17 protein-coding genes and 1 pseudogene are annotated in these 18,373 nt (G+C 71.5%); 3 read left to right on the forward strand and 15 right to left on the reverse strand.

What is annotated here, in order from left to right; translation table 11 throughout:
* Positions 1–124: 124 nt before the first annotated feature.
* Entirely contained in the window at positions 125–2,128 is a 2,004-nt protein-coding gene (locus tag P8T65_RS44665; RefSeq protein ID WP_399102731.1) for a serine/threonine protein kinase, read from the reverse strand.
* Positions 2,129–2,637: 509 nt separating this feature from the next.
* Positions 2,638–3,135, reverse strand: coding sequence for a PaaI family thioesterase (locus P8T65_RS44670; protein ID WP_316731143.1), 498 nt, complete (start codon positions 3,133–3,135; stop codon positions 2,638–2,640).
* Positions 3,136–3,224: 89 nt separating this feature from the next.
* On the opposite strand from P8T65_RS44670, the gene P8T65_RS44675 reads away from it, so the two are divergent.
* Positions 3,225–3,740, forward strand: a complete 516-nt coding sequence (locus P8T65_RS44675; RefSeq protein ID WP_316731144.1) for a helix-turn-helix domain-containing protein — start codon at positions 3,225–3,227, stop codon at positions 3,738–3,740.
* A gap of 64 nt (positions 3,741–3,804) precedes the next feature.
* On the opposite strand, the pseudogene P8T65_RS44680 reads toward P8T65_RS44675, so the two are convergent.
* The 11 genes and pseudogenes from P8T65_RS44680 to P8T65_RS44730 all read right to left on the reverse strand — a co-directional run.
* Positions 3,805–3,963, reverse strand: a pseudogene (locus tag P8T65_RS44680) (hypothetical protein); the annotation flags it as partial.
* Between the two features lie 104 nt (positions 3,964–4,067).
* Entirely contained in the window at positions 4,068–4,856 is a 789-nt protein-coding gene (locus tag P8T65_RS44685) for a class I SAM-dependent methyltransferase (RefSeq protein ID WP_316731145.1), read from the reverse strand.
* Positions 4,853–5,044 (reverse strand): hypothetical protein, encoded by a 192-nt coding sequence (locus tag P8T65_RS44690; protein ID WP_316731146.1) that lies wholly within the window; start codon positions 5,042–5,044, stop codon positions 4,853–4,855. The genes P8T65_RS44685 and P8T65_RS44690 overlap by 4 nt, the downstream gene beginning before the upstream one ends.
* Before the next feature lie 38 nt (positions 5,045–5,082).
* On the reverse strand, positions 5,083–6,975 hold the full coding sequence (locus P8T65_RS44695; protein ID WP_316731147.1) for an ABC transporter ATP-binding protein: 1,893 nt from the start codon (positions 6,973–6,975) through the stop codon (positions 5,083–5,085).
* Between the two features lie 39 nt (positions 6,976–7,014).
* A complete protein-coding gene (locus P8T65_RS44700) occupies positions 7,015–7,140 on the reverse strand; it encodes a hypothetical protein (RefSeq protein ID WP_286014539.1) in 126 nt (41 codons plus the stop codon).
* Between the two features lie 2 nt (positions 7,141–7,142).
* The gene (locus P8T65_RS44705; RefSeq protein ID WP_316731148.1) at positions 7,143–7,763 is read right to left on the reverse strand and encodes a hypothetical protein; all 621 of its coding nucleotides are present in this window, start codon (positions 7,761–7,763) and stop codon (positions 7,143–7,145) included.
* The gene (locus tag P8T65_RS44710; RefSeq protein ID WP_316731149.1) at positions 7,760–9,679 is read right to left on the reverse strand and encodes an alpha/beta fold hydrolase; all 1,920 of its coding nucleotides are present in this window, start codon (positions 9,677–9,679) and stop codon (positions 7,760–7,762) included. The genes P8T65_RS44705 and P8T65_RS44710 overlap by 4 nt, the downstream gene beginning before the upstream one ends.
* A gap of 116 nt (positions 9,680–9,795) precedes the next feature.
* Positions 9,796–10,065, reverse strand: coding sequence for a hypothetical protein (locus tag P8T65_RS44715; RefSeq protein WP_316731150.1), 270 nt, complete (start codon positions 10,063–10,065; stop codon positions 9,796–9,798).
* A gap of 220 nt (positions 10,066–10,285) precedes the next feature.
* Positions 10,286–11,716, reverse strand: coding sequence for an NAD(P)/FAD-dependent oxidoreductase (locus P8T65_RS44720; RefSeq protein WP_316731151.1), 1,431 nt, complete (start codon positions 11,714–11,716; stop codon positions 10,286–10,288).
* Between the two features lie 235 nt (positions 11,717–11,951).
* The gene (locus P8T65_RS44725; RefSeq protein ID WP_316731152.1) at positions 11,952–13,310 is read right to left on the reverse strand and encodes a histidine kinase; all 1,359 of its coding nucleotides are present in this window, start codon (positions 13,308–13,310) and stop codon (positions 11,952–11,954) included.
* Positions 13,311–13,409: 99 nt separating this feature from the next.
* On the reverse strand, positions 13,410–14,099 hold the full coding sequence (locus tag P8T65_RS44730) for a response regulator transcription factor (protein WP_316731153.1): 690 nt from the start codon (positions 14,097–14,099) through the stop codon (positions 13,410–13,412).
* Between the two features lie 253 nt (positions 14,100–14,352).
* Here P8T65_RS44730 and P8T65_RS44735 point away from each other — a divergent pair, with 253 nt between their 5' ends.
* Complete coding sequence (locus P8T65_RS44735; protein ID WP_316731154.1) at positions 14,353–14,727, forward strand: helix-turn-helix transcriptional regulator; 375 nt, start codon at positions 14,353–14,355, stop codon at positions 14,725–14,727.
* Positions 14,728–14,848: 121 nt separating this feature from the next.
* Here P8T65_RS44735 and P8T65_RS44740 read toward each other — a convergent pair whose 3' ends face one another.
* Together P8T65_RS44740 and P8T65_RS44745 are read right to left on the reverse strand one after the other, a co-directional pair.
* Complete coding sequence (locus P8T65_RS44740; RefSeq protein WP_316731932.1) at positions 14,849–15,970, reverse strand: histidine kinase; 1,122 nt, start codon at positions 15,968–15,970, stop codon at positions 14,849–14,851.
* A gap of 74 nt (positions 15,971–16,044) precedes the next feature.
* Positions 16,045–16,728, reverse strand: a complete 684-nt coding sequence (locus P8T65_RS44745; RefSeq protein WP_316731155.1) for a response regulator transcription factor — start codon at positions 16,726–16,728, stop codon at positions 16,045–16,047.
* A gap of 191 nt (positions 16,729–16,919) precedes the next feature.
* Here P8T65_RS44745 and P8T65_RS44750 point away from each other — a divergent pair, with 191 nt between their 5' ends.
* Positions 16,920–18,194 carry a DUF418 domain-containing protein gene (locus P8T65_RS44750; protein WP_316731156.1) on the forward strand — a complete coding sequence of 425 codons (1,275 nt, stop codon included), beginning with the start codon at positions 16,920–16,922 and terminating at the stop codon, positions 18,192–18,194.
* The last annotated feature ends 179 nt before the right edge of the window (positions 18,195–18,373 follow it).

Raw genomic sequence — 18,373 nt, forward strand, 5'->3', positions numbered from 1 at the left:
GCACGGAACTCGGATCGCGAGGGAGCGGACAAACGGACCGGTGATCCCCGCGCTCCCCGCCCTTCTGCCGGTGCAACCGGCTCGCCGGACGCGCTGTTCCCGGCGAGACCACTTGATTCTCCGGTCAGGGCCGGCTTTCCGCGGGCAGGCAGTCCCCGGAGGTGAAGAGCTGGGGCCAGGCGCTGTTCCCCTGGTACGCGGCGACGGTCCAGTGGGTGTAGTTCCAGCGCTTGTCGCGCTTGTACTCGGCGAGCAGCCTGGGGCAGGCGATTCTGGTGACGACGTCCTGGAAGTGGGACTGCTGGGCGCGGCCGGAGAGCACCCCGGAGCCGTCCAGGGCCCACACGTACACCATCTTGTCGACGGGATCGAAACCGAGGGTGATCGCGTCGTCGTGGTCGAAGGGCTCCAGGCCGTGGCCCTCGGCGACGCGCGTGTCCCAGGCGGCGGTGATCGCTTCGACCGTGTCACCGGCGACACGGATCTCGTCCTTGTCGGCGCTGGGCAGCTCGGCGGTGACGATGCCCTCGTCCGTGCCCTGGCGCTGTCCGGCCTCCTCGCTGTGGCAGCCGGTGGTGGCTCTGCCGAAACCTAGGATCGTGGCCTCGTCCTGGCCGTCGTGGTCCTTCCAGTAGACGGAGAACCTGCCGTACGGCCAGCTGCTCGGCGCGTCCTTGAGCCGGTGGGCCAGGGTGGTGCAGGCGGCCATCTCGCTCGCCCGCCGGAAGACCTCCTTGTAGTCGTCGGTGAGGGTGGAGATCGGGCCTCCGGTGACCATCACCGTCTGCGCCCGGCGGTTGAAGGTGACCGTGGGTTTCATGAACGACATGTCCTTCGTGGTGAGCATGGCGGTCACCTCGTCGACGATGTCGGCCGCGGCCTCCCGCTCCTCCGCGCCGGTGGCGTACCGGCTCGCGCCCCACTCACCGGGGACGGGCTGGGCCTCGTCGTCCGCGCGGGTGAAGGCGGGATCGGCCACCCCGGCGAGCGGGTCGGCCGGGACGGGCACGGCCCGTGGGTCGGTGACCGCCGGGCCGGTCGCCTCCGCGTCGGACACGGCGGAGGGTGACCGGCCGGCGCCCGCACCTGAGCCGCCAGTGCCTCTGGATGTCGTCGAGGCCGTCGCTCCGGCACCGTCCGCCGAATCCGTGCCGCTCCCGTCCTGGCGGAAGGCCAGTACGCCGCCGACGGTCGCGCCGACGACGGCCGCCGCGACCAGGACAGCGACAACGACCCGGCGTCGGGAGGGCCTTGCCGGAGGGCCGGGTGCCGGTACGGGCCAGGACGGGTCGTCGGTGGCCGGTACGGACCACAGCGCGGTGACCAACTCGCCGACCGACAGGAGAGCGTCACCCTCCGCCGCCGCCCTGTCGCCGGCGAGCAGCTGAGTGGACTCCGCGGCCAGCAGCCGCGCGCAGGCGTCGGCGGCCCCGGCGGCGTCCGGCCGCTCGGCGGGTTCCTTGGCGAGGGCCTTCTCCAGGATCTCCCTGAGCGCGTCGGGGACACCGTCGAGATCCGGCTCGCCGGACAGGACACGGTAGGCCACCGCCTCGGGAGCGCCGCTGCCGAACGGGAGCCGTCCGGTCGCCGCGTGGGCCACCAGCGCGCCCCAGGTGAACAGGTCGCCCTCGGCCGCGGTGACGCCGCCGCGGTAGTGCTCGGGGCTGATCCAGCCAGGGGTGCCGGTCAGGATGCCGGTCCGCGTGACGCTGGTGCCGTCGGCGGCGTGCGCGATGCCGAAGTCCAGGACGCGGGGGCCGGCCGGGGTCAGCAGCACGTTCTGCGGTTTGACGTCCCGGTGCACGACACCGGCGGCATGGATCGCCGCGAGGGCCTGTGCGGTGCCGGTGGCGAAGGCGTACAACGTGCCCTCGCTCAGCGGCCCGTGGGCGGCCAGATGCTGGGCCAGGGTGGGGCCCGGGGCGTAGGCGGTCGCCAGCCAGGGGGCGTCGGCATCGGGATCGGCCGCGAGGAGCGGCAGCAGGAACGGGCCCTGGACCAGGGCGGAGAGCCGCACCTCACGGCGGAACCGAGCCCGGAACTCCGGATCCCCCGCCTGCACGGGGTGGATCACCTTCACCGCCACCCGGGCGCCGTCGTCCGTGAGCGCGGCGTACACGGTTCCCATGCCGCCCGCACCGAGCCGGCCGACCACGCGGTACGGGCCGACACGGGAGGGATCACCCGGGCGAGCGGGCTGTATCCGCCCGACCGATCCAGCAGCGCTCACAGACAGTCCGATCGGTCGTGCGGGAGACGTTCGAGGCTGGATGATATCCGGCCGTGCACATCGGCCAGCTGTCGTTCTCCGGCGTGATGGCGGCGCTCCCCATGGACCTCGCCCCTGGGACGTCTGCACCGCCGACCGCCCCCGGCTCATCCGGTGCACTCGCGAAACCCGCTCCGACCCACTCCGCTCCAGGGATCGTGGAGAAGAGCCCACAGGGGTCGTGAAGCTGAACTCAGACGCGGTGCAGAGCTGTTGCACCCGTGCTGAAGATTGCCCCCCGAGGCCCGGAGCCTGGCCACAGCACGGCGCCCCGGCCAACGGCCAACGGCCAACGGCCAACGGCCAACGGCCAAGCGTACGCGGCGGGAAAGTCGGGTCCTGCGGACGCCTGCCGGGCTACGGCACGGCTACGACCTGGGCGGGACGGGGAACACCATGCAGCTGCTGGTGGCGTGGGCCAGCAGCCGGTCCTCGGAGTCGCGGAGCTCGGCCTGGGCCAGGGCGGTGCGGCGGCCGCTGTTGAGGACGGTGCCGATCGCACGGACCTTGCCGGTGCCTACGGTGACCGGACGCAGGAACTTCAGGGTCAGGTCGAGCGAGGTGTAGCCCATGCCCCGCGGCAGCACGGACTGCACCGCGCAGCCGGCCGCCGAGTCCAGGAGGGTGGCGTACACCCCGCCGTGGACGCTCCCGATCGGGTTGTAGTGCTCCTCGCCCGGCACCAGGACGAAGACCACCCGGCCGTGCTCGGCCTCCTCCAGGGTGAAGCCCAGGGTGGCGGCCACCGGAGGGGCTGGCAGCCGCCCGGCGAGCATCTCCCGGAGGAAGTCGAGTCCGCTGTGGTCACCGACGGCTCGTGCGGAGACGGTGGGGTCCTCCCACGCGAACGTACGTGACCTGCGCATTTCGACTCCCGGAGTAGCTGACTTCGCCAAATGAAGCTAGCTGGGTACACATCTGGCTGTCAATCGCGAAGTCAGCCTAGGATGAGCACATGAGGTGGCTGGAGACGAGCGCGGAGAACTGCACGGTCCACCGGACGCTGGATCTGGTCGGCGAGAAGTGGTCGTTGCTGCTGCTGCGGGACGCCATGAACGGCGTACGGCGTTTCGACGACTTCCGGCGCCACGTCGGGCTGTCCGAGGCCGTCCTCGCGGACCGGCTGCGCAAGCTGGTCGCGGCCGGGATCCTGGAGACCGTCGCCTACCGCGAACCCGGCAGCCGCACCCGGCGCGAGTACCGGCTCACGTGCAAGGGCTGGGACCTGTGGCCCGCGATGATCGCCCTCAAGCAGTGGGGCGACCGGTACACGGCCGACCCCGAGGGGCCGCCTCTGGAGGTGAGTCACGCGGACTGCGGCGACACCGTGCGGACGGTGGTCGTCTGCGAGGAGGGCCACGGACCACTGACCCCGCGGGAGGCCCGTACCTGCCCCGGACCCTCGGCGCGGTTCCTCGCCCGGACGGACGTCCGCGGTGACGAGAACCGGCCCGCCACGGAACGGTCTTGACCCTCTTCATCGTGAAGTGCGAGGTGACGTTCGTGACCCGGGGGACGGTCATCACCCGCCCGCTGAGGAACGCCTCGTGCGCGCCGAGATCGGCGACGGCCACCCGCACGAAGTAGTCCGCCGTACCGATCAGCAGCCCGAGCGCCACGCCTAGGGCAAGATGCCCAGGCCCGCCGAGAAGGAGTCGCGGACGCCCTGGGCGACTTGCGCCCGCCCTCACCATCGGCGTCCACCTGGCCCTCGGCCGGCGCACCCTCCTCGGCGTCGGCGTCGGCGTCGGCGTCGGCACCGGCCTCTGCGTCCTCCTGCTCAACGCCCTCTGACGCGTCAGGGCTTGACGTAGGTGCAGATGGCGAGCGGCGAGTCCGGGCCGTACGGGGCCGCGTCGGACCAGTCGCCCAGGCGGCGCTCCGGTTCGAGGCCGACGGCGCGGGCGTAGGCGTCGAACTCCTCCGGGGCGGTCAGCCGGGAGACCTCGGTGCCGACCCGGGTGGTGCCGTCGGACTCGTACCAGACGTGGGAGAGGTGCCACAGGGATCCCTCCGGCAGGAGGACGGAGTGGCTCTGCAGTCCGGTGCCCGGCTCCGGGTAGGGCGAGAAGTACGTGGCGCGGGCGCTGCCCTCGTGCAGGGCGATGACGGCCGGCTTGTTGTGGGTCTCCACGACCAACCGGCCGCCGGGAGCGAGCAGATCGGCGGCGCGCCCCACGGCCTGCCGTTGCTCCTCGGGAGTCAGCAGCATGGAGAGGGTGGCGCAGATCGCGTACACGAGCCCCGCGGTGCCGTCGGCGGTGTAGGTGCGGATGTCGGCGTGCACGGGCTCCACGGGGGTGTCCTCGGTGAGGTCGCGGCGCAGCAGGGCGAGCATCTCGGGTGAGGAGTCGACGCCGGTGATCCTGCCGACCCGGCGGGAGAGCGGGAGGGCGATGCGCCCGTTCCCGACGCCGAACTCGACCGTCCCCGAGGCCGGATCGGGGTGCAGCGAGGCCAGGAGGTCCACCTCGGCGACGACGGACGCGTCGTCGGGGAAGAGACGGTGGTACCAGCCGTCGAACTGCCGGCCGTAGCCGATGTCGTCGACGATGTCGGAAGTGGTGGACGTGGTGGATGTGCTCATGGGTGGTGCCTCCGTTTCTTGGGTGTCGTGGTCCTCGGATGGGCGTTCCGTCTGGCCTGGGAGCAGGCACCGAGCAGCACCACGAGGGCGACGCCGAGAACGGCGGGGGTGCTGACGGCCCGGGTGGCGAGGAGGAAGCCGACGATGCCGAGGGCTACCACGGACGGGATGAGCAGAAAATCGTTCATGAACTTCTCCTGTCGGGATGTCTGCTCCTGTCGGGGTGTCAGGACGCCAGGTCGCTGAGTTCCTGGAGCCGGGCGAGCCTGCGGTACAGCTCGCTGTGCCGGTGGAGTTCGTCGTGCGTGCCCACGGCGTGCACCCGCCCCCGGTCGAGCACGACGATCTGCTGGGCCTCGGTGACCGTGGACAGCCGGTGGGCGATGGCGATGACCGAGCAGAAGCCGGAGATCATCGCGATGCTGTCGCGCAGCGCGTTCTCCGACTCGGTGTCGAGGTTCGCGGTGGCCTCGTCCAGCAGCAGGAACCGGGGGGCCTGCAGCAACGTACGGGCGATGGCGAGGCGTTGGCGCTGACCGCCCGACAGTCCGGCGCCGCGGTCGCCGAGCGGGGTGTCCAGGCCCTGTGGCAGCGCGGCGATCACCTCGGTCAGGTTGGCCATGCGCAGTGCCTCGGCGATGTCCTTGTCGTCGGTGTCCGGCGCGCTGTAGGTGAGGTTCTCCCGGACGGTGCCGCGCAGCAGGGTGTGGTCCTGGTCGACGTAGCCCACGATGGACCGCAGCCGGTTGAGCGGCAGGTCGGTGATGTCCGTGCCGTCGATGCGGATCACGCCGGACACCGGGTCGAAGAGCCGCTCGATCAGCTGGAAGACCGTGGACTTGCCGCCGCCGGAGGGACCGACGACGGCGGTCAGCCCCTCGGCCGGGACGGTGAAGGAGACCCCGTCGAGGACGATCTTGTCGCTGCCCGGATAGGAGAACCGGACACCGTCGAAGGTGAGTCCGGGCTCGTACCCGCGCGCGAACGAGCGGGCGGCGCGCGGCCGTTCCGCCGGCCGGCCGTTCTCCGGTTCCGTCTCGACCTCGATCTTGCCCAGTTCCGCGAGCCGTTCCACCGAAGCCCTGCCGATCTGGAACTGCGCGATCGACTCGAACAGCGTCAGCAGCGGCGCCACCAGATAGAACAGATAGAGGATGAACGCCGTCAGATCGGCGGTCGGCATGGCCCCGGTCGCGGTGCGGGCCGCGCCCAGACCGATGACGACCGTCAGGGCGAGCTGTGTGCCGATGCTCATGGTCGGGTCGAGCAGCGACGACATCACCGTCACCTTGATCCCTGACTTCCGGGCCCGCCGCGCGATGGCCGCGATCCCCTCGGTCTCCCTGGCCTCGGCCCGCGACGCCTTCACGGTGGGCATCGCCCCCAGCACCCGCAGCAGGGCGGTGCCGAAGGTACCCAGGTCGGTCTGGTTGCGCACCGACACCCTGCGCACCCCGCGCGCCAGGAAGATCGAGACGACACTGGTCGCGCCGAGGCAGACCAGGGTGGCGGTCAGCAGCACGGTGTCGATCCAGGCCATCAGCACGATCCCGCCGACGACCAGGAAGCTGTTGTTGAGGATGCTGTCGATCGCGTGGGTCATCGTGGAGCGGGCCAGCATCGTGTCGCTGACCATCCGGGAGAACACATCACCCTGCTGCAGACCGCTGTAGGCCTTGAACCGGGAGCGCAGCAGCCGTGCGGCCAGGGTCCGGCGGATGTCGTAGACGATGTTCTCCCCGGCCAGCCCGATGACATACGAGTGGGCCGCGCCGAGGAGCGCGTCGGCGATGAACAGCGCCGCACCCACCATGATCGGGCCGGTCAGCGAGCGGCCCTCACCGACGGCGGCGACCAGGCCACCGATGACGGCGGGCTGGGCCAGGGACGTGGCGGCGCCGACCAGACCGAGGAAGATGCCGAGCAGGACCAAGCGGCGGTGCCGCCCCATGGCCCGCCATGGTTTGGCTCCCTCGCCCCACAGCAGATGCAGATTGAGCTGGGGAACCGCCCGGTGGGCGGCGCGCCGCCCGGCACCGGCGCCGGTCTCCTTCTCCAGGTTCACCGGCGGGTCCTGCGGGCGAGTGCGCCGTCCCCGGCCGGCCGGACGGTCACTCATCGCGTGCCCCCGGTCCCGCGGTGGCCGCCCGCTCCCGGTTCACTCGTGCTCCCTGCCGTCCTCGTCCGGTTCGGCGCGGTCCTTGGCGAGCCGCAGGCCGGCCTTGAGCAGGCCCACGGCGAGTATCAGGAGGCCGAGGAGGATGAAGGGGGTTGCGTTGTCCATGGTCACACCTTCGCGGGGGACTTGGCCGGGGTCCGCGTCAGCGGGGTGCCCGGGGCCTGCGGATCGAGGGGGACGAACGGGGAGACGAACATCAGCTCGGGGCGGTGGCGCGTGTCGAAGCCGGTGGCTCGGGCCAGGGCGAACTGGAAGCCCCGGATCTCCTCGGTCACCGGACCCTCCGACCTGATGAGGACGCGCAGGTGCTCGGTGACCATCCGGTATCCGGGCGTGCGTGCCGCGGCCTCGAAGCCGCCGAACTCCAGGGTCGGCATGATGTCGGCGCACGCGTCGAACACCCCCTTGTCCGCACGGCGCGTGGGGAACCACACGATGTGCTGGGGCTTGCGCGTCTCGGTCGAGAACGCATCCCGCCAGGGGGAGGCGCTGCCCTCGACGTCCACCGTGCGGTACAGGAAGTGACTGTCGTGCATGCACGGATTGGGAGCGAAGAACCTCCAGTTGGGCACCAGCGAGAGGATGTCCTTCGAACGGAACCGGGAGAACTGCTCGAAGGGGTGCTGGCCCGCGACGGTGACGAGCAGCATGGCGGCTCCGGCGATCCTCCAGGCCGCGCCTTCGCCGGTGAACGGGTTCCGCAGTGAGGGGCGGCGTGGCGTGCTCATCGTGCGGCCTCCTTGCCGAGCGTGACGGATCGGCTGCGCCGGGGTGCCCGGGTGCCCTCGTCGAGGCGCTGGAAGAACGCGAGGACGCGGTCCGTGACCTGGTTGGCGAGACGGCTGTTGAGCAGCAGCGTGTCGTGCCCCGCCCCCTCGACGACCACCGTCTCGCTGGGCGCCCCGCGGTGGGCCTCGGCCAGTTCCCGGTGCATCAGCAGCTGGTCGGGGTCGCGGTCCACGGTCCGCTGCGCGGAGATCACCAGACCGGGTACGCCCTCGATCGTGGGGAGTCGGCCGGGGTACGCCGCGAAGTCCTCCTGCAGCGCCTTCCATTCGCGGCGGGCCGCGTACCACATCCGCGCGTCGGCGTACTGGGCGAAGACCTTCTCCTGGTAGGCGGCGGGCAGTTCACGGATCCACCACGGGTGGGTGAGCAGGGCTCCGGTGCCCAGGCGCAGGGCCCGGCTCATGGACGCGAAGGTACCGCCCAGGCCGGCGCCGGTCACTCGCTGCTGGGCGGAGCGGTTGAACTGGTCCGGGTGCGAGGAGTCGAGGTACACGACACCGTGCACCCGGTCGCCGAGGTGCCGGGTGGCCCGGCGGACGAGCTCCCCGCCGATCGAGTGGCCGACCAGGATCACCTTGCGGTGCGGTGCCACGGCGCCGTTCACCAGGTCGACGAGGTCGTCGACCGACTCCGACAGCCGGTAGACGGTGGTCGCCCTGCGCCGACTGCCCGCGTATCCGGCGCGGGCATAGGCGATGACGCCGTACGGGGTCTCGTGGGACAGGCGCTCGCTGATCCAGGCGTAGTGCTCGCTGGTGGACAGCAGGCCCGCGGCGAGCACGAACACCGGGCGCTCGCCGTCACCCACCGACATCTCCTCGTACTGGAGCCGGTTGCCGTGCCGGGTCGTCAGTACGCGGGAGGTCCGCCAGCCCTCGGTGGCGCGGATGCGCCGCTGGACGGCGGTGCCGGCCGCCACCGCCGTCGCCCCGGCGAGCAGGGTGAGAGCGGCCGGCAGGGCGCGGTCGTCGCGTCCCGCGACGGCCGGGTGGCTGCGGGGGGCCGCCGTGTAGGCGACCAGGGGGTGCATCGCGGGGAACGCGGTGGCGAACCTGCCGAGCCCCATGAAGTAGCCGTTGGCAAGGTGGAAAGCGGCGGCGCTCGCGAGGACGGGACGGGTCAGCCGGCCCTCCTTGAGATAGGCCAGCGGGAAGAGGCACTCCAGCGCCAGCACACTGTGGGCGAGCAGCCTGGCGGCCCGGGGGTTGCTCCGGATCCATGAGTGCATGCCCTCGTGGCCGTAGGTGTGGGTGCGCATCACGCCGGACAGGGCGGAGCCGTCCCGCCAGTCCGGGCCGAGCAGCTTGACCCAGCCGGAGACCAGGTAGGAGAGGTTGGACTGCAGGGCGACGTACCAGAGCAGCGCGTCCTTGGCGGCCGGGGAGGGCACCAGCCGGGCGCCGCCGGTCGCGAGCTGGACAAGGGTCGCCACCTGGTCGGCGCCGTCGCTGCCGTAGTGCTGACGGGGGCCGAGCAGAGCGGAGGTCGCTCCCAGGAAGAGGCTGCCCGCCCCGCGCCAGTTCGCCCTGCCCGGCAGCAGCATCGCGGTGGCGACCCCGGCCCGCGTGAGATGCAGGGCCGTCGTGGTCCGTGGCCCACTGACGACGTCGACCAGCCGACGCAGCAGGGGATTCGCGTGCGCGATGCTGTCCTTGGCGATCTCCCAGTCGTTCATGCCCCCCTTGCCCATCTCGTGGCGCTGGGTGAGGTATTCGAGGGACGAGGTGAGGCTCGTCGCGGCGGCCAGCCGCTCCGACAGCCCCAGCGCACGGTCACGGCCGACCGGCAGCGGGCTGAACACCGCGGAGGCGACCTTGCTCGGCACCGCGGAAGTGATCCTTCGGACGCGTTTCATGGAACCTCTTTTCCTGATACTTTTGAGCACGTTTTTTCGCGTGCGACGGAACCCGCTGCCGGACCAGAACAGCCCTCTGGTCCGACAGCGGGTTCCTATGAGTTCACCGCCGGTCGTCAGACCGCGGGCGGCGGGCCACCGGCGGCGGCGAGAGCGGCCGCGTTCTGGGCGTTGGCCTCCGCCGCCAGGTTGTTCGCCTCCGCGGCCTGGGCGACACCGACCACGGCGCCGATGCCGGCCGCGGCGGCGCCGAGCCCCTCGGCCGCCTGGGCGATCCGGCCGATCCGCGCGATGCGCGGGGTTCCCAGGGTCGGGCGAGCGGCGACGTAGACGACACCCTCGACGGGGATTTCCACGCTGTTCAGCGCGTTCTCGGTGCTGCTCATTTCTTTTTCCTTTCACGTTCGGGGCTTCGGAATTTCTTTTCTCCCGGTGCCCTTCTGGAGAAAACATTAGGCTCTCGCCGACCGCCTCCGCATCGATAAAAATGCCTATTCTCGGCGCCGTCCTTCGGGTGGCCTGAATTCCATGGGAACGGTCAACGGAGAACGGAGAACGGAAAAGGCCTGGACCGATTCGGCCCAGGCCTTTCAGGAACGGGTGCGCTCAGGTCTTGCCGTGTCGCCGCCCGAGGTGACGCAGGGCGGACGCGGCGGCGTTCGCGCCGCACATGCCGTGGGCGCCGGCGCCCGGCGGCGTGGCCGCCGAACAGATGAACATGCCCGGCACGCCGGTGCTGTAGGGGTCGAGCGCGGCGCGAGGGCGCATGACCAGCTGGAAGGCGGTGTTCGCCCCGGCGACGATGTCACCGCCGACGTAGTTCGGGTTGTACTCCTCGAACGCGGCCGGCGGGCGGACGGCCATGTCCAGGACCCGCTCGCGGAAGCCGGGCGCGAAGCGCTCGATCTGCGCGACGATCGCCTCCGTGGCGTCGCCGTCGTAGCCGTGCGGCACGTGCGCGTACGTCCACACGGGATGGAGGTCGCCCTTCGAGCGCCGGGGGTCGGCCAGATACTGCTGCCCGACCAGCACGAACGGCCTCCGAGGCATACGGCCGGCGTGCACGGCCCGCTCGGTGGCGGCGACCTCCGCGTAGGGCCCGCCGAGGTGGACGGTGCCCGCCCGGCGGGCCGCCTGGTTGGTCCAGGGCACTCCGCCCTGGACGGCGAAGTCCACCTTGAAGGCGCCGGGGCCCTGGCGGTAGCGCCGGTAGGCACGGGCCACCCGGACCGGCAGCAGATCCCCCAGGATGTCGGCCACCGTCCCGGGGGCCACGTCGAAGAGGGTCAGGTCGGCCGGGGGCAGGTCGGCCCGGGAAAGCACGCGCGTCCCGGTCTCGACGCGACCGCCGAACTCCGTGAGCTGGGCGGCCAGCGCGTCGCTGATCGCCCGGGAGCCGCCGGCGGCCACCGGCCAGCCGTGCCGATGGCCGGCGGCGATGATCGTCAGGCCGATCGCGGCGCTCGCGGGCCGGTCGAACGGGCGGAAGGCGTGTGCGGCCACGCCGGCGAAGAGGGCACGGGCGCTCTCGGACCGCCATCGCCGGGCCACCGCCGCGGTCGGCAGCAGGGCCTGCGGTCCGAAGGCCGCGAGGCGCACGGGATGGCGCGGCACGTGCGCGAGGGGGCGCATGAGGTCCTCGGCCAGCGCGTCGTAGCCGTCCACGAGCGGCCCGAAGGTCCGCCGCCACCTGCGGCCGTCGCCCTCGGGGAGACCCTCCGCCGTCTCCTCGACCGACCGGTGCAGGACCCCTGCCTCGCCGGAGTCCAGCGGATGCACGCAGTCGATCTCCGGCAGGCACCAGGTCAGCCCGTGGCGGCCGAGGTCGAGGCTCCGCAGGAAGGGCGAGCCGACGGCCATGGGGTGGGTGGCGGAGCAGTGGTCGTGCAGGAGACCCGGTGTCAGTTCGCTGGTGCGGGTGCCCCCGCCGATGGTGTCGGCGGCTTCGAGGACGGTGACCTCGACGCCCTCCCGGGCGAGGAACACGGCCGCGGCGAGACCGTTCGGACCGCTGCCCACCACGACGGCCGTAGTCATACGTCTCCTGCGTCCGCTCGACGATCGCGCCGGTCTGCCCGGCGCGCGGTGGTGCACGGTGCGCGGTGGTGCACGGAAAAGAATTGAACGGGCCCGCGAAGGGCCCGTTCGGGCCGATTCACCACTCTGCGGGACGAAGGAAGGCCGTCCCGGCGCCTTTGGCTCTCCCACGATAGAGCGATCGGCCGTCCCGGCGCGATTCGCAGAATTGCCTAATTCACGGCCCCCGGATCGCCTAACTGGCGTCCCAGTTCATGTCCGGTTCGGGCTCGGAGGGTGCGTGCGGCTTCGCATGGCGTCCGGAGGATCGACGGGAGACCGGACCCGATGCGGAACCCGGCGCGGCGCCCTCCTCGGATTCCTGGAGCTCGGCTTTCGGGAGCACCGGGAAATGCGCGATGAGCCACCAGCCACCCTCGTCGTCCGGCCCAGCCGTCAGGGAGCCGCCAACCGCCTCCGCCCGCTCCCGCAGCCCGATCAGCCCGTAGCCGCCACGACCGCCCGTGGGACGGGAGACCCGCCCCGTGGGCCCCTCGTTGTAGACGTCGACCCGCAGCAGGTCGTCGCGGGTGCGGTGGACGCGCACCGTGGCCTGGGTGCCCGGAGCGTGCCGCCGTACGTTGGTCAGCGCCTCCTGCACCACCCGGTGGACCGCCGAACCCACCTCGGGCAGCAGACCGCTTCTGCGGGCGGCTCCGGTGATCTCCAGCTGGGCGGTCGAACCGTCGCCCTGGCTGCTGAACTCCGAGACGAGCTTTGCGAGTTCGCCGTACGGCTCCTCGGGGCGTTCGAGGGAGACCTGTTCGCCGTCCTCGCGCAGCACCCGGATCAGACGGCGCATGGAGTCCATGGTCCGCTGCCCGGCCTCGGCGATGTTGCCCAGGATGGGGCCGACCTGGTGGGGCTCGCTCTCGTGGACGACAGTGGCGGCGTGCGCCTGCGCGATGATGCCCGTCACGTGGTGGGCGACGAAGTCGTGCAGTTCCCGGGCGAGTTGGATCCGCTCGGCGAGCCTGACGGCGGCGATCGTGCGCCGGCGCCGGGCGTCCAGGGTGCGCAGGTAGCACCCCGCGCCGACGGCGCCACCGACCGCGAACGTCAGCAGGAACGGGTACGTGAGGGTGATCCCCATACCTCCTGTGCGCAGGGGCTCGTCGATGACGCTGGCCCCCATCGCGGCGGCCAGCGCGAAGGCGACCCGGGGTCGGGCCACCTGGCGGCAGGTGCGGGCGATCAGGACCAGCATGCACGCCGTCTCCAGGAGCCCCCACTGGGGCATGGCCCAGCCCGTCAGGGAGATGCTCAGGGTCACCGTCGACGAGACGGCCGCGGCGGCCCCGGTACGCCAAGTGATGCTCAGCCGTGATTCGGGCACGAGCACCAGGGCCAGGGCGGCGGGGCCCGTCACCAGCGGCAACCAGTCGAGAGGGCCACGATGGTGCGACACGATGATGCCGACGTCGAGCAGCCACAGCACACCCAGCGCCGGGTACAGGGCGTGGCGGTCCAGCCGTCGCGCGGGTAGCCGGGGGCGGCCGTGGTGGTGCGGCTGGGTTGCTCGTGCCGAGAGTGCCCCGAGTGACGAAGTTGTCATAGAACCGGAGGCTAGGCATGTGCATGCCTCCCCGGCAGAAGGTGGATCAATGTGTGGGAAGCGTCATAGATCCATTACAGGGCGTTCGGGGAATCCCCGTCAGTGCCCGGTCCGTACCATCCCGTTGGCCCAGGCCCAGGCGGCCACCTCGACGCGGTTGCGTACGCCGAGCTTGTGGTGGATGTGCCCCAGATGTGTCTTCACGGTGGACAGCGACAGACACAGCTCGTCGCTGATCTCCTGATTGGTCCGGCCCACCGCGACCAGACGGGCCACCTCCAACTCCCGTGCGCTGAGCGAGGATTCGGTCACCCCGGTGCCCTCCGCCGGGGTCGCCGACCGCTCCTCCAGATGCTTCAGCAGCCGGACCGTCACCGCGGGCGAGACCAGTGCGTCACCGCGGGCCGCCGCCCGCACCGCCTCGATCAGCAGCGCGGGCGCCGCGTCCTTGAGGAGGAAGCCGCACGCTCCGTTGCGCAGAGCGATGTTGAGGTAGTCGTCCTGGTCGAAGCTGGTGACCACCACCACCTGGGTCGGGTGTGTGGCCCCCGGTCCGGCCAGCAGCCGGGTCACCTCCAGCCCGTCCAGCTTCGGCATCCGGATGTCCACCAGACACACATCCGGCCGCAAGGCGCGCGCCGCCTCCACGCACGCGAGTCCGTCGGCTGCCTCTCCGATCACCTCGATTCCCTCCTGGGCGTCGAGGATGAGACGGAAACCGGCCCGGATCAGATCCTGGTCGTCGGCGATCATCACACGTGTGGGGGTGCTGCTCACGCGGCCGAGCATGCCATGGATCATCCGCCCGGTCCGGCGGTCCCGGGAAGCGGACGGGCGAACTCCCATGCCGAATCGGGCGGTTGGCGCTTACCCGGCGAAAGTTCCGCCCCGGAGCGAGGGACCGAGGCCGATCGGCCGATGACTACCGCCAGGTATCGGTCGAATGGTCGATGGCCGTTGCCCGGGTGTCACGGAAGAGTCACAGCGCAGCCAACGAACGACAGCGGGTCCTCGACCCCTACTTTGAACAAGGCAGGCACCCATGACAGTGGACAGCTCCGGCCGACTCAGCGCCCGGGAAATGGAGATCCTCCTTCTGGCAGCCCACGGCATGTCGGATGCGGACATGTCCCGTGAGCTGTCGATCTCACCCCGCACGGTAGCCTCCCATATGCGCAGCATCCGGGAGAAGTTGTGCGCGAAGAACCGTACGCATCTGGTGGTCACCGCGTTGCGCGCGGGAATCCTGGCGCTGCGCACGGACCGCACGGACAGGACGGCCTGGACGGACGGCATGGGTGAAACGTTCCGCTTGACTGGCCGGAGCGGAGTCCGGGCCCGGCCCGCCGGCATCGCGTGGCAGGTGGCTGAGCGTCGCATCTCCGAGTACCGGACACATCGAGTGCCCCGGCCCTAGCGCGGCCCGGGGTGCGTGTGCGTCAGTTGCCGAACCAGGGCGGCGGCTTCGATCGCTGCCGTGACGGTGATCGTGCTTCTCTGATGGACAGCAGAAAACAATCAGGGCGGACCGTGCGGGCTCAGGGCGCGCCGTCGACCGGCAGTTCCAGGCGCAGCTCGTAGCCACCGTCGCCCAGATGCCTGGAGGTGACCGTGCCGCCGAGGAGTTCGGCCCGCTGGCGCAGACCGATCAGGCCGTGGTGGGCGCCTGGCAGCGAGAGGGCCGGGCGGCTGGGCGCGGTGTTCGTGACGGTCACCCGCAGCGTGCCGTCCTCCTGGCGCATCCGGATGGTGGCGGTGGCACCGGGGGCGTGCTTGCGGATGTTGGTGAGGGCTTCCTGCACGGTGCGGTAGACGGCGCGCTGGACGGGCGGCGGCAGATCGCCCGGCAGGTCCGTCCGCAGGTCGGTGTCGATGCCGCTGCCGGCGACCAGCCGGTCGAGATCCGCGAGCGAGGGCTGCGGGGTCAGTTCGGTGGGGCGGCTGCCGGAGGCCCGCAGTATGCCGACCATGTGCCGCAGCTCGTCCAGGGTCTGCACGCTCAGCCGCCGTATCGTGGCGGCCGCCTCCTTCGCCTCCGTGTCCCGGCTGCCCACCTGGAGGGCTCCCGCGCGCACGGCGATCAGACTGACCTGGTGGGATACGGCGTCGTGCATCTCCCGGGCGAGCTGGGCGCGTTCCTTCGCCAGAACGCCCTGCGCGATCAGCAGCCGTTCGTGCTCACGTGCCTCGGAGACCTCGACCAGACGCAGCGACAGCTCCCGGCGGGCCTGGACGAGTCGGCCGAGGAAGAGGGGCGCGGTCGCCTGCGCCACGCTGTAGGAGAGCGGGATCAGGGCCTGGCGGTCGTCGATGTCGGTGAACTCCGGTGACGGCCACGACCACCAGGTCAGGTCGCAGACCGTGAACCCCAACGCGCACACGGCCAGCGGCACCCGGTGGTGGGTGCGCGAGGCGAGGGTGTACAGCGCCACCAGCGTGGCGAACACCGCGTCCGTGAACAGGGCGGTCGGCAGGGCGAGCAGGAAGGTCGGCAGCGGCAGCCGGCGGCGCACGACGAGCGCGAAGGCCGCGAGCAGGGCGGCGGCCAGCTCCTGGGGGTGATGGGGGCCCACGTCGTGGATCCACACGTCCGCCAAGGAGACCGTGACGAGCACGGCATCCGTGATCCAGGGACTCAGGGCGCCGGAGACGGCCCTCATCCGGCGCCACGGACGCGGGGCGCCGACGAGAGCCGTCATCCGGTGCCACGGACGCGGGGCGTCGGAGAGGGGCCTCATCCGGACTCCCGTCCGGGTCCGCCGCCGGCGGAGCGCGACCGCCTGAGCAGACCCGCGCGTTCGGCCAGCAGTGCCGCCTGCACCCGGCTGCCCACCTCCAACTTGGTGAGCAGCGCGCTCACATGGTCCTTGACCGTGCCCGTGCTCAGATGCATCCGGTCAGCGATGTCGGTGTTGGACAGCCCCTCCGTGATGAGGACCAGGACGTCCCGCTCACGTTCGGTCAGCCGGTCCACGAGCCGGACGGCGGCCTCCCGGAGCCCGTTGTCCAGATAGCCGTCGACGACGGTCCGGGTCACCCGGGACGACAGCGCCACCCCACCGGCCGCCAAGGTGCGTACGAGATACGGAAGTTGCTCCGGATCGGTGTCCTTGAGGAGGAAGCCCGCTGCTCCCGAGCGGAGGGCGGCCGCCACGTACTCGTCCATGTCGAAGGTGGTGAGCATGGCCACCACGGGAGGGCGGGGGAGTCTCCTGAGTTCGGCGAGGACGGTCAGCCCGTCCACGTCCGGCATACGGATGTCCAGCAGGACGACCTCGGGGCGCAGCTCCCGTACGGCGTGCACGGCCCGGCCGCCGGGGACCGCCGCGACCACGTCGATGTCGTCCGCGGAGTTGAGGATGTGCTCGAAGCCCGTACGGATCAGGGCTTCGTCGTCGACCACCAGTACCCGGATCACCCGTGCCCCGCTCGTCGTCGGACCACCAATGGACTTCTGCTGGAACCGCTACGACGCCCGAAGTCGCCGCCAGGTTCCCATTCCTCCCCATTTCTGGTCACCTGGCGGGGAGGACTCCGGCTGTTCGGCGGGGACGTTCCAGCCACCCGCCGGATGGGAACGCGCCCCTCGCGCCCCCGACGCTGAAGGCCATGACACCAGACACGTCACCGGACCTGTCGTCCCCACCGGCCGCCGCGCCGGCACTCGCTTCCGCCGCGGCCCCGGCTCCCGCCCCGGCCTCCGCAACCGCAGAAGCCCCCCAAGGGCCGTCCACCGGGCGGCTGGTCGGCATCGATCTGGCCCGGGGGCTCGCGGTCTTCGGCATGTACGCCGCGCACGTCGGTCCGGAGCCGGCGAACGGCGGGCCGCTGGGCTTCGTGATGGAACTGGCGCGGGGCCGTTCCTCGGCGCTGTTCGCGCTGCTCGCCGGGTTCACCCTGGTCCTGATCACCGGGCGCCCACACCCCCGCACCGGGCGCGCCGGACGGCAGGCGGTCGCCCGGATGGTCATCCGTTCCCTCGTCCTGATCGTGCTCGGGTTCGCCCTGACCGCCCTCGACACCGACGTCGACGTGATCCTCGCCTTCTACGGGCTGACCTTCCTCGCCGTCCTGCCCTTCCATCGCCTGCGCGTCCGGACTCTCGCGCTCCTTGCCGCCGCGGGCGCGCTCGTCATGCCCCAAGTCATGTACGGGGTACGGCTGTCGATCGAGGACGGCGACTGGGCGGACGCGATCGTCGCCACCGACCCGCTGGCCCGGGTCAGCGACACGGACGGCCTCATGGAGTTGCTGTTCACGGGCGAGTACCCGGTGCTCACCTGGATGTCGTTCATGCTGGCCGGCATGGCGGTGGCCCGGCTCGACCTCACCTGCGCCGCTGTCCGCACCCGACTCACCGCGGCCGGGGGCGCGTTGACCGTCCTCGGCTACGGAGGCTCCTGGCTGGCCCTGCGCCTCGTCCCGCACGCCCGAGCCACCGTCGCCGCCGCAGCGGACGGCGACGGGGCCGCCTCGGCCTGGTGGTCCGACACCGTCGGCTACCTCGTCGACGACACCCCGGCGGCCTGGCTCCTGGTGGGCGCGCCGCACAGCCAGACGACCTTCTCCATCCTCGGCAACACCGGTGTCGCGCTGCTCGTCGTGGTGCTGTGCGTGACGGCCGTGGACCGACTGCCCCGCTGCGCGCGCCTCGCCCGGCCCGTGTGCGCCGTCGGCATGACGGCCCTGACGGCGTACGTCCTGCACATCCTCGCCATCCGGGAGTTCGGCATGGAGGAGGAGACCGGCCCGGCCCTCCTCGACCTCTTCCTCTACAGTGCGGTCGCCCTGCTGCTCGCCACCGCTTGGACCCGGTGGTTCCGCCGTGGACCGCTGGAACACCTGCTGCACGTCAGCACGCTCCCGGCGCGCCATGTGAAGTGACCGCATCGGGCGACATCCGGGCGAACTTCGGCCGAACCACGGCCGTTTCACCGCGTCCGCATGGACAGCTCACGTCCGTCTGCGCGCAAGCTTCTCTCCGCACCATCGACTTGGCCCGATCACCGACCCGGCCCCGCCCCTCGACGGCAGTCAGAACCCTCGACGGCAGTCAGGACCAC

The organism is Streptomyces sp. 11x1 (assembly GCF_032598905.1).
Classification (GTDB): Bacteria; Actinomycetota; Actinomycetes; order Streptomycetales; family Streptomycetaceae; genus Streptomyces.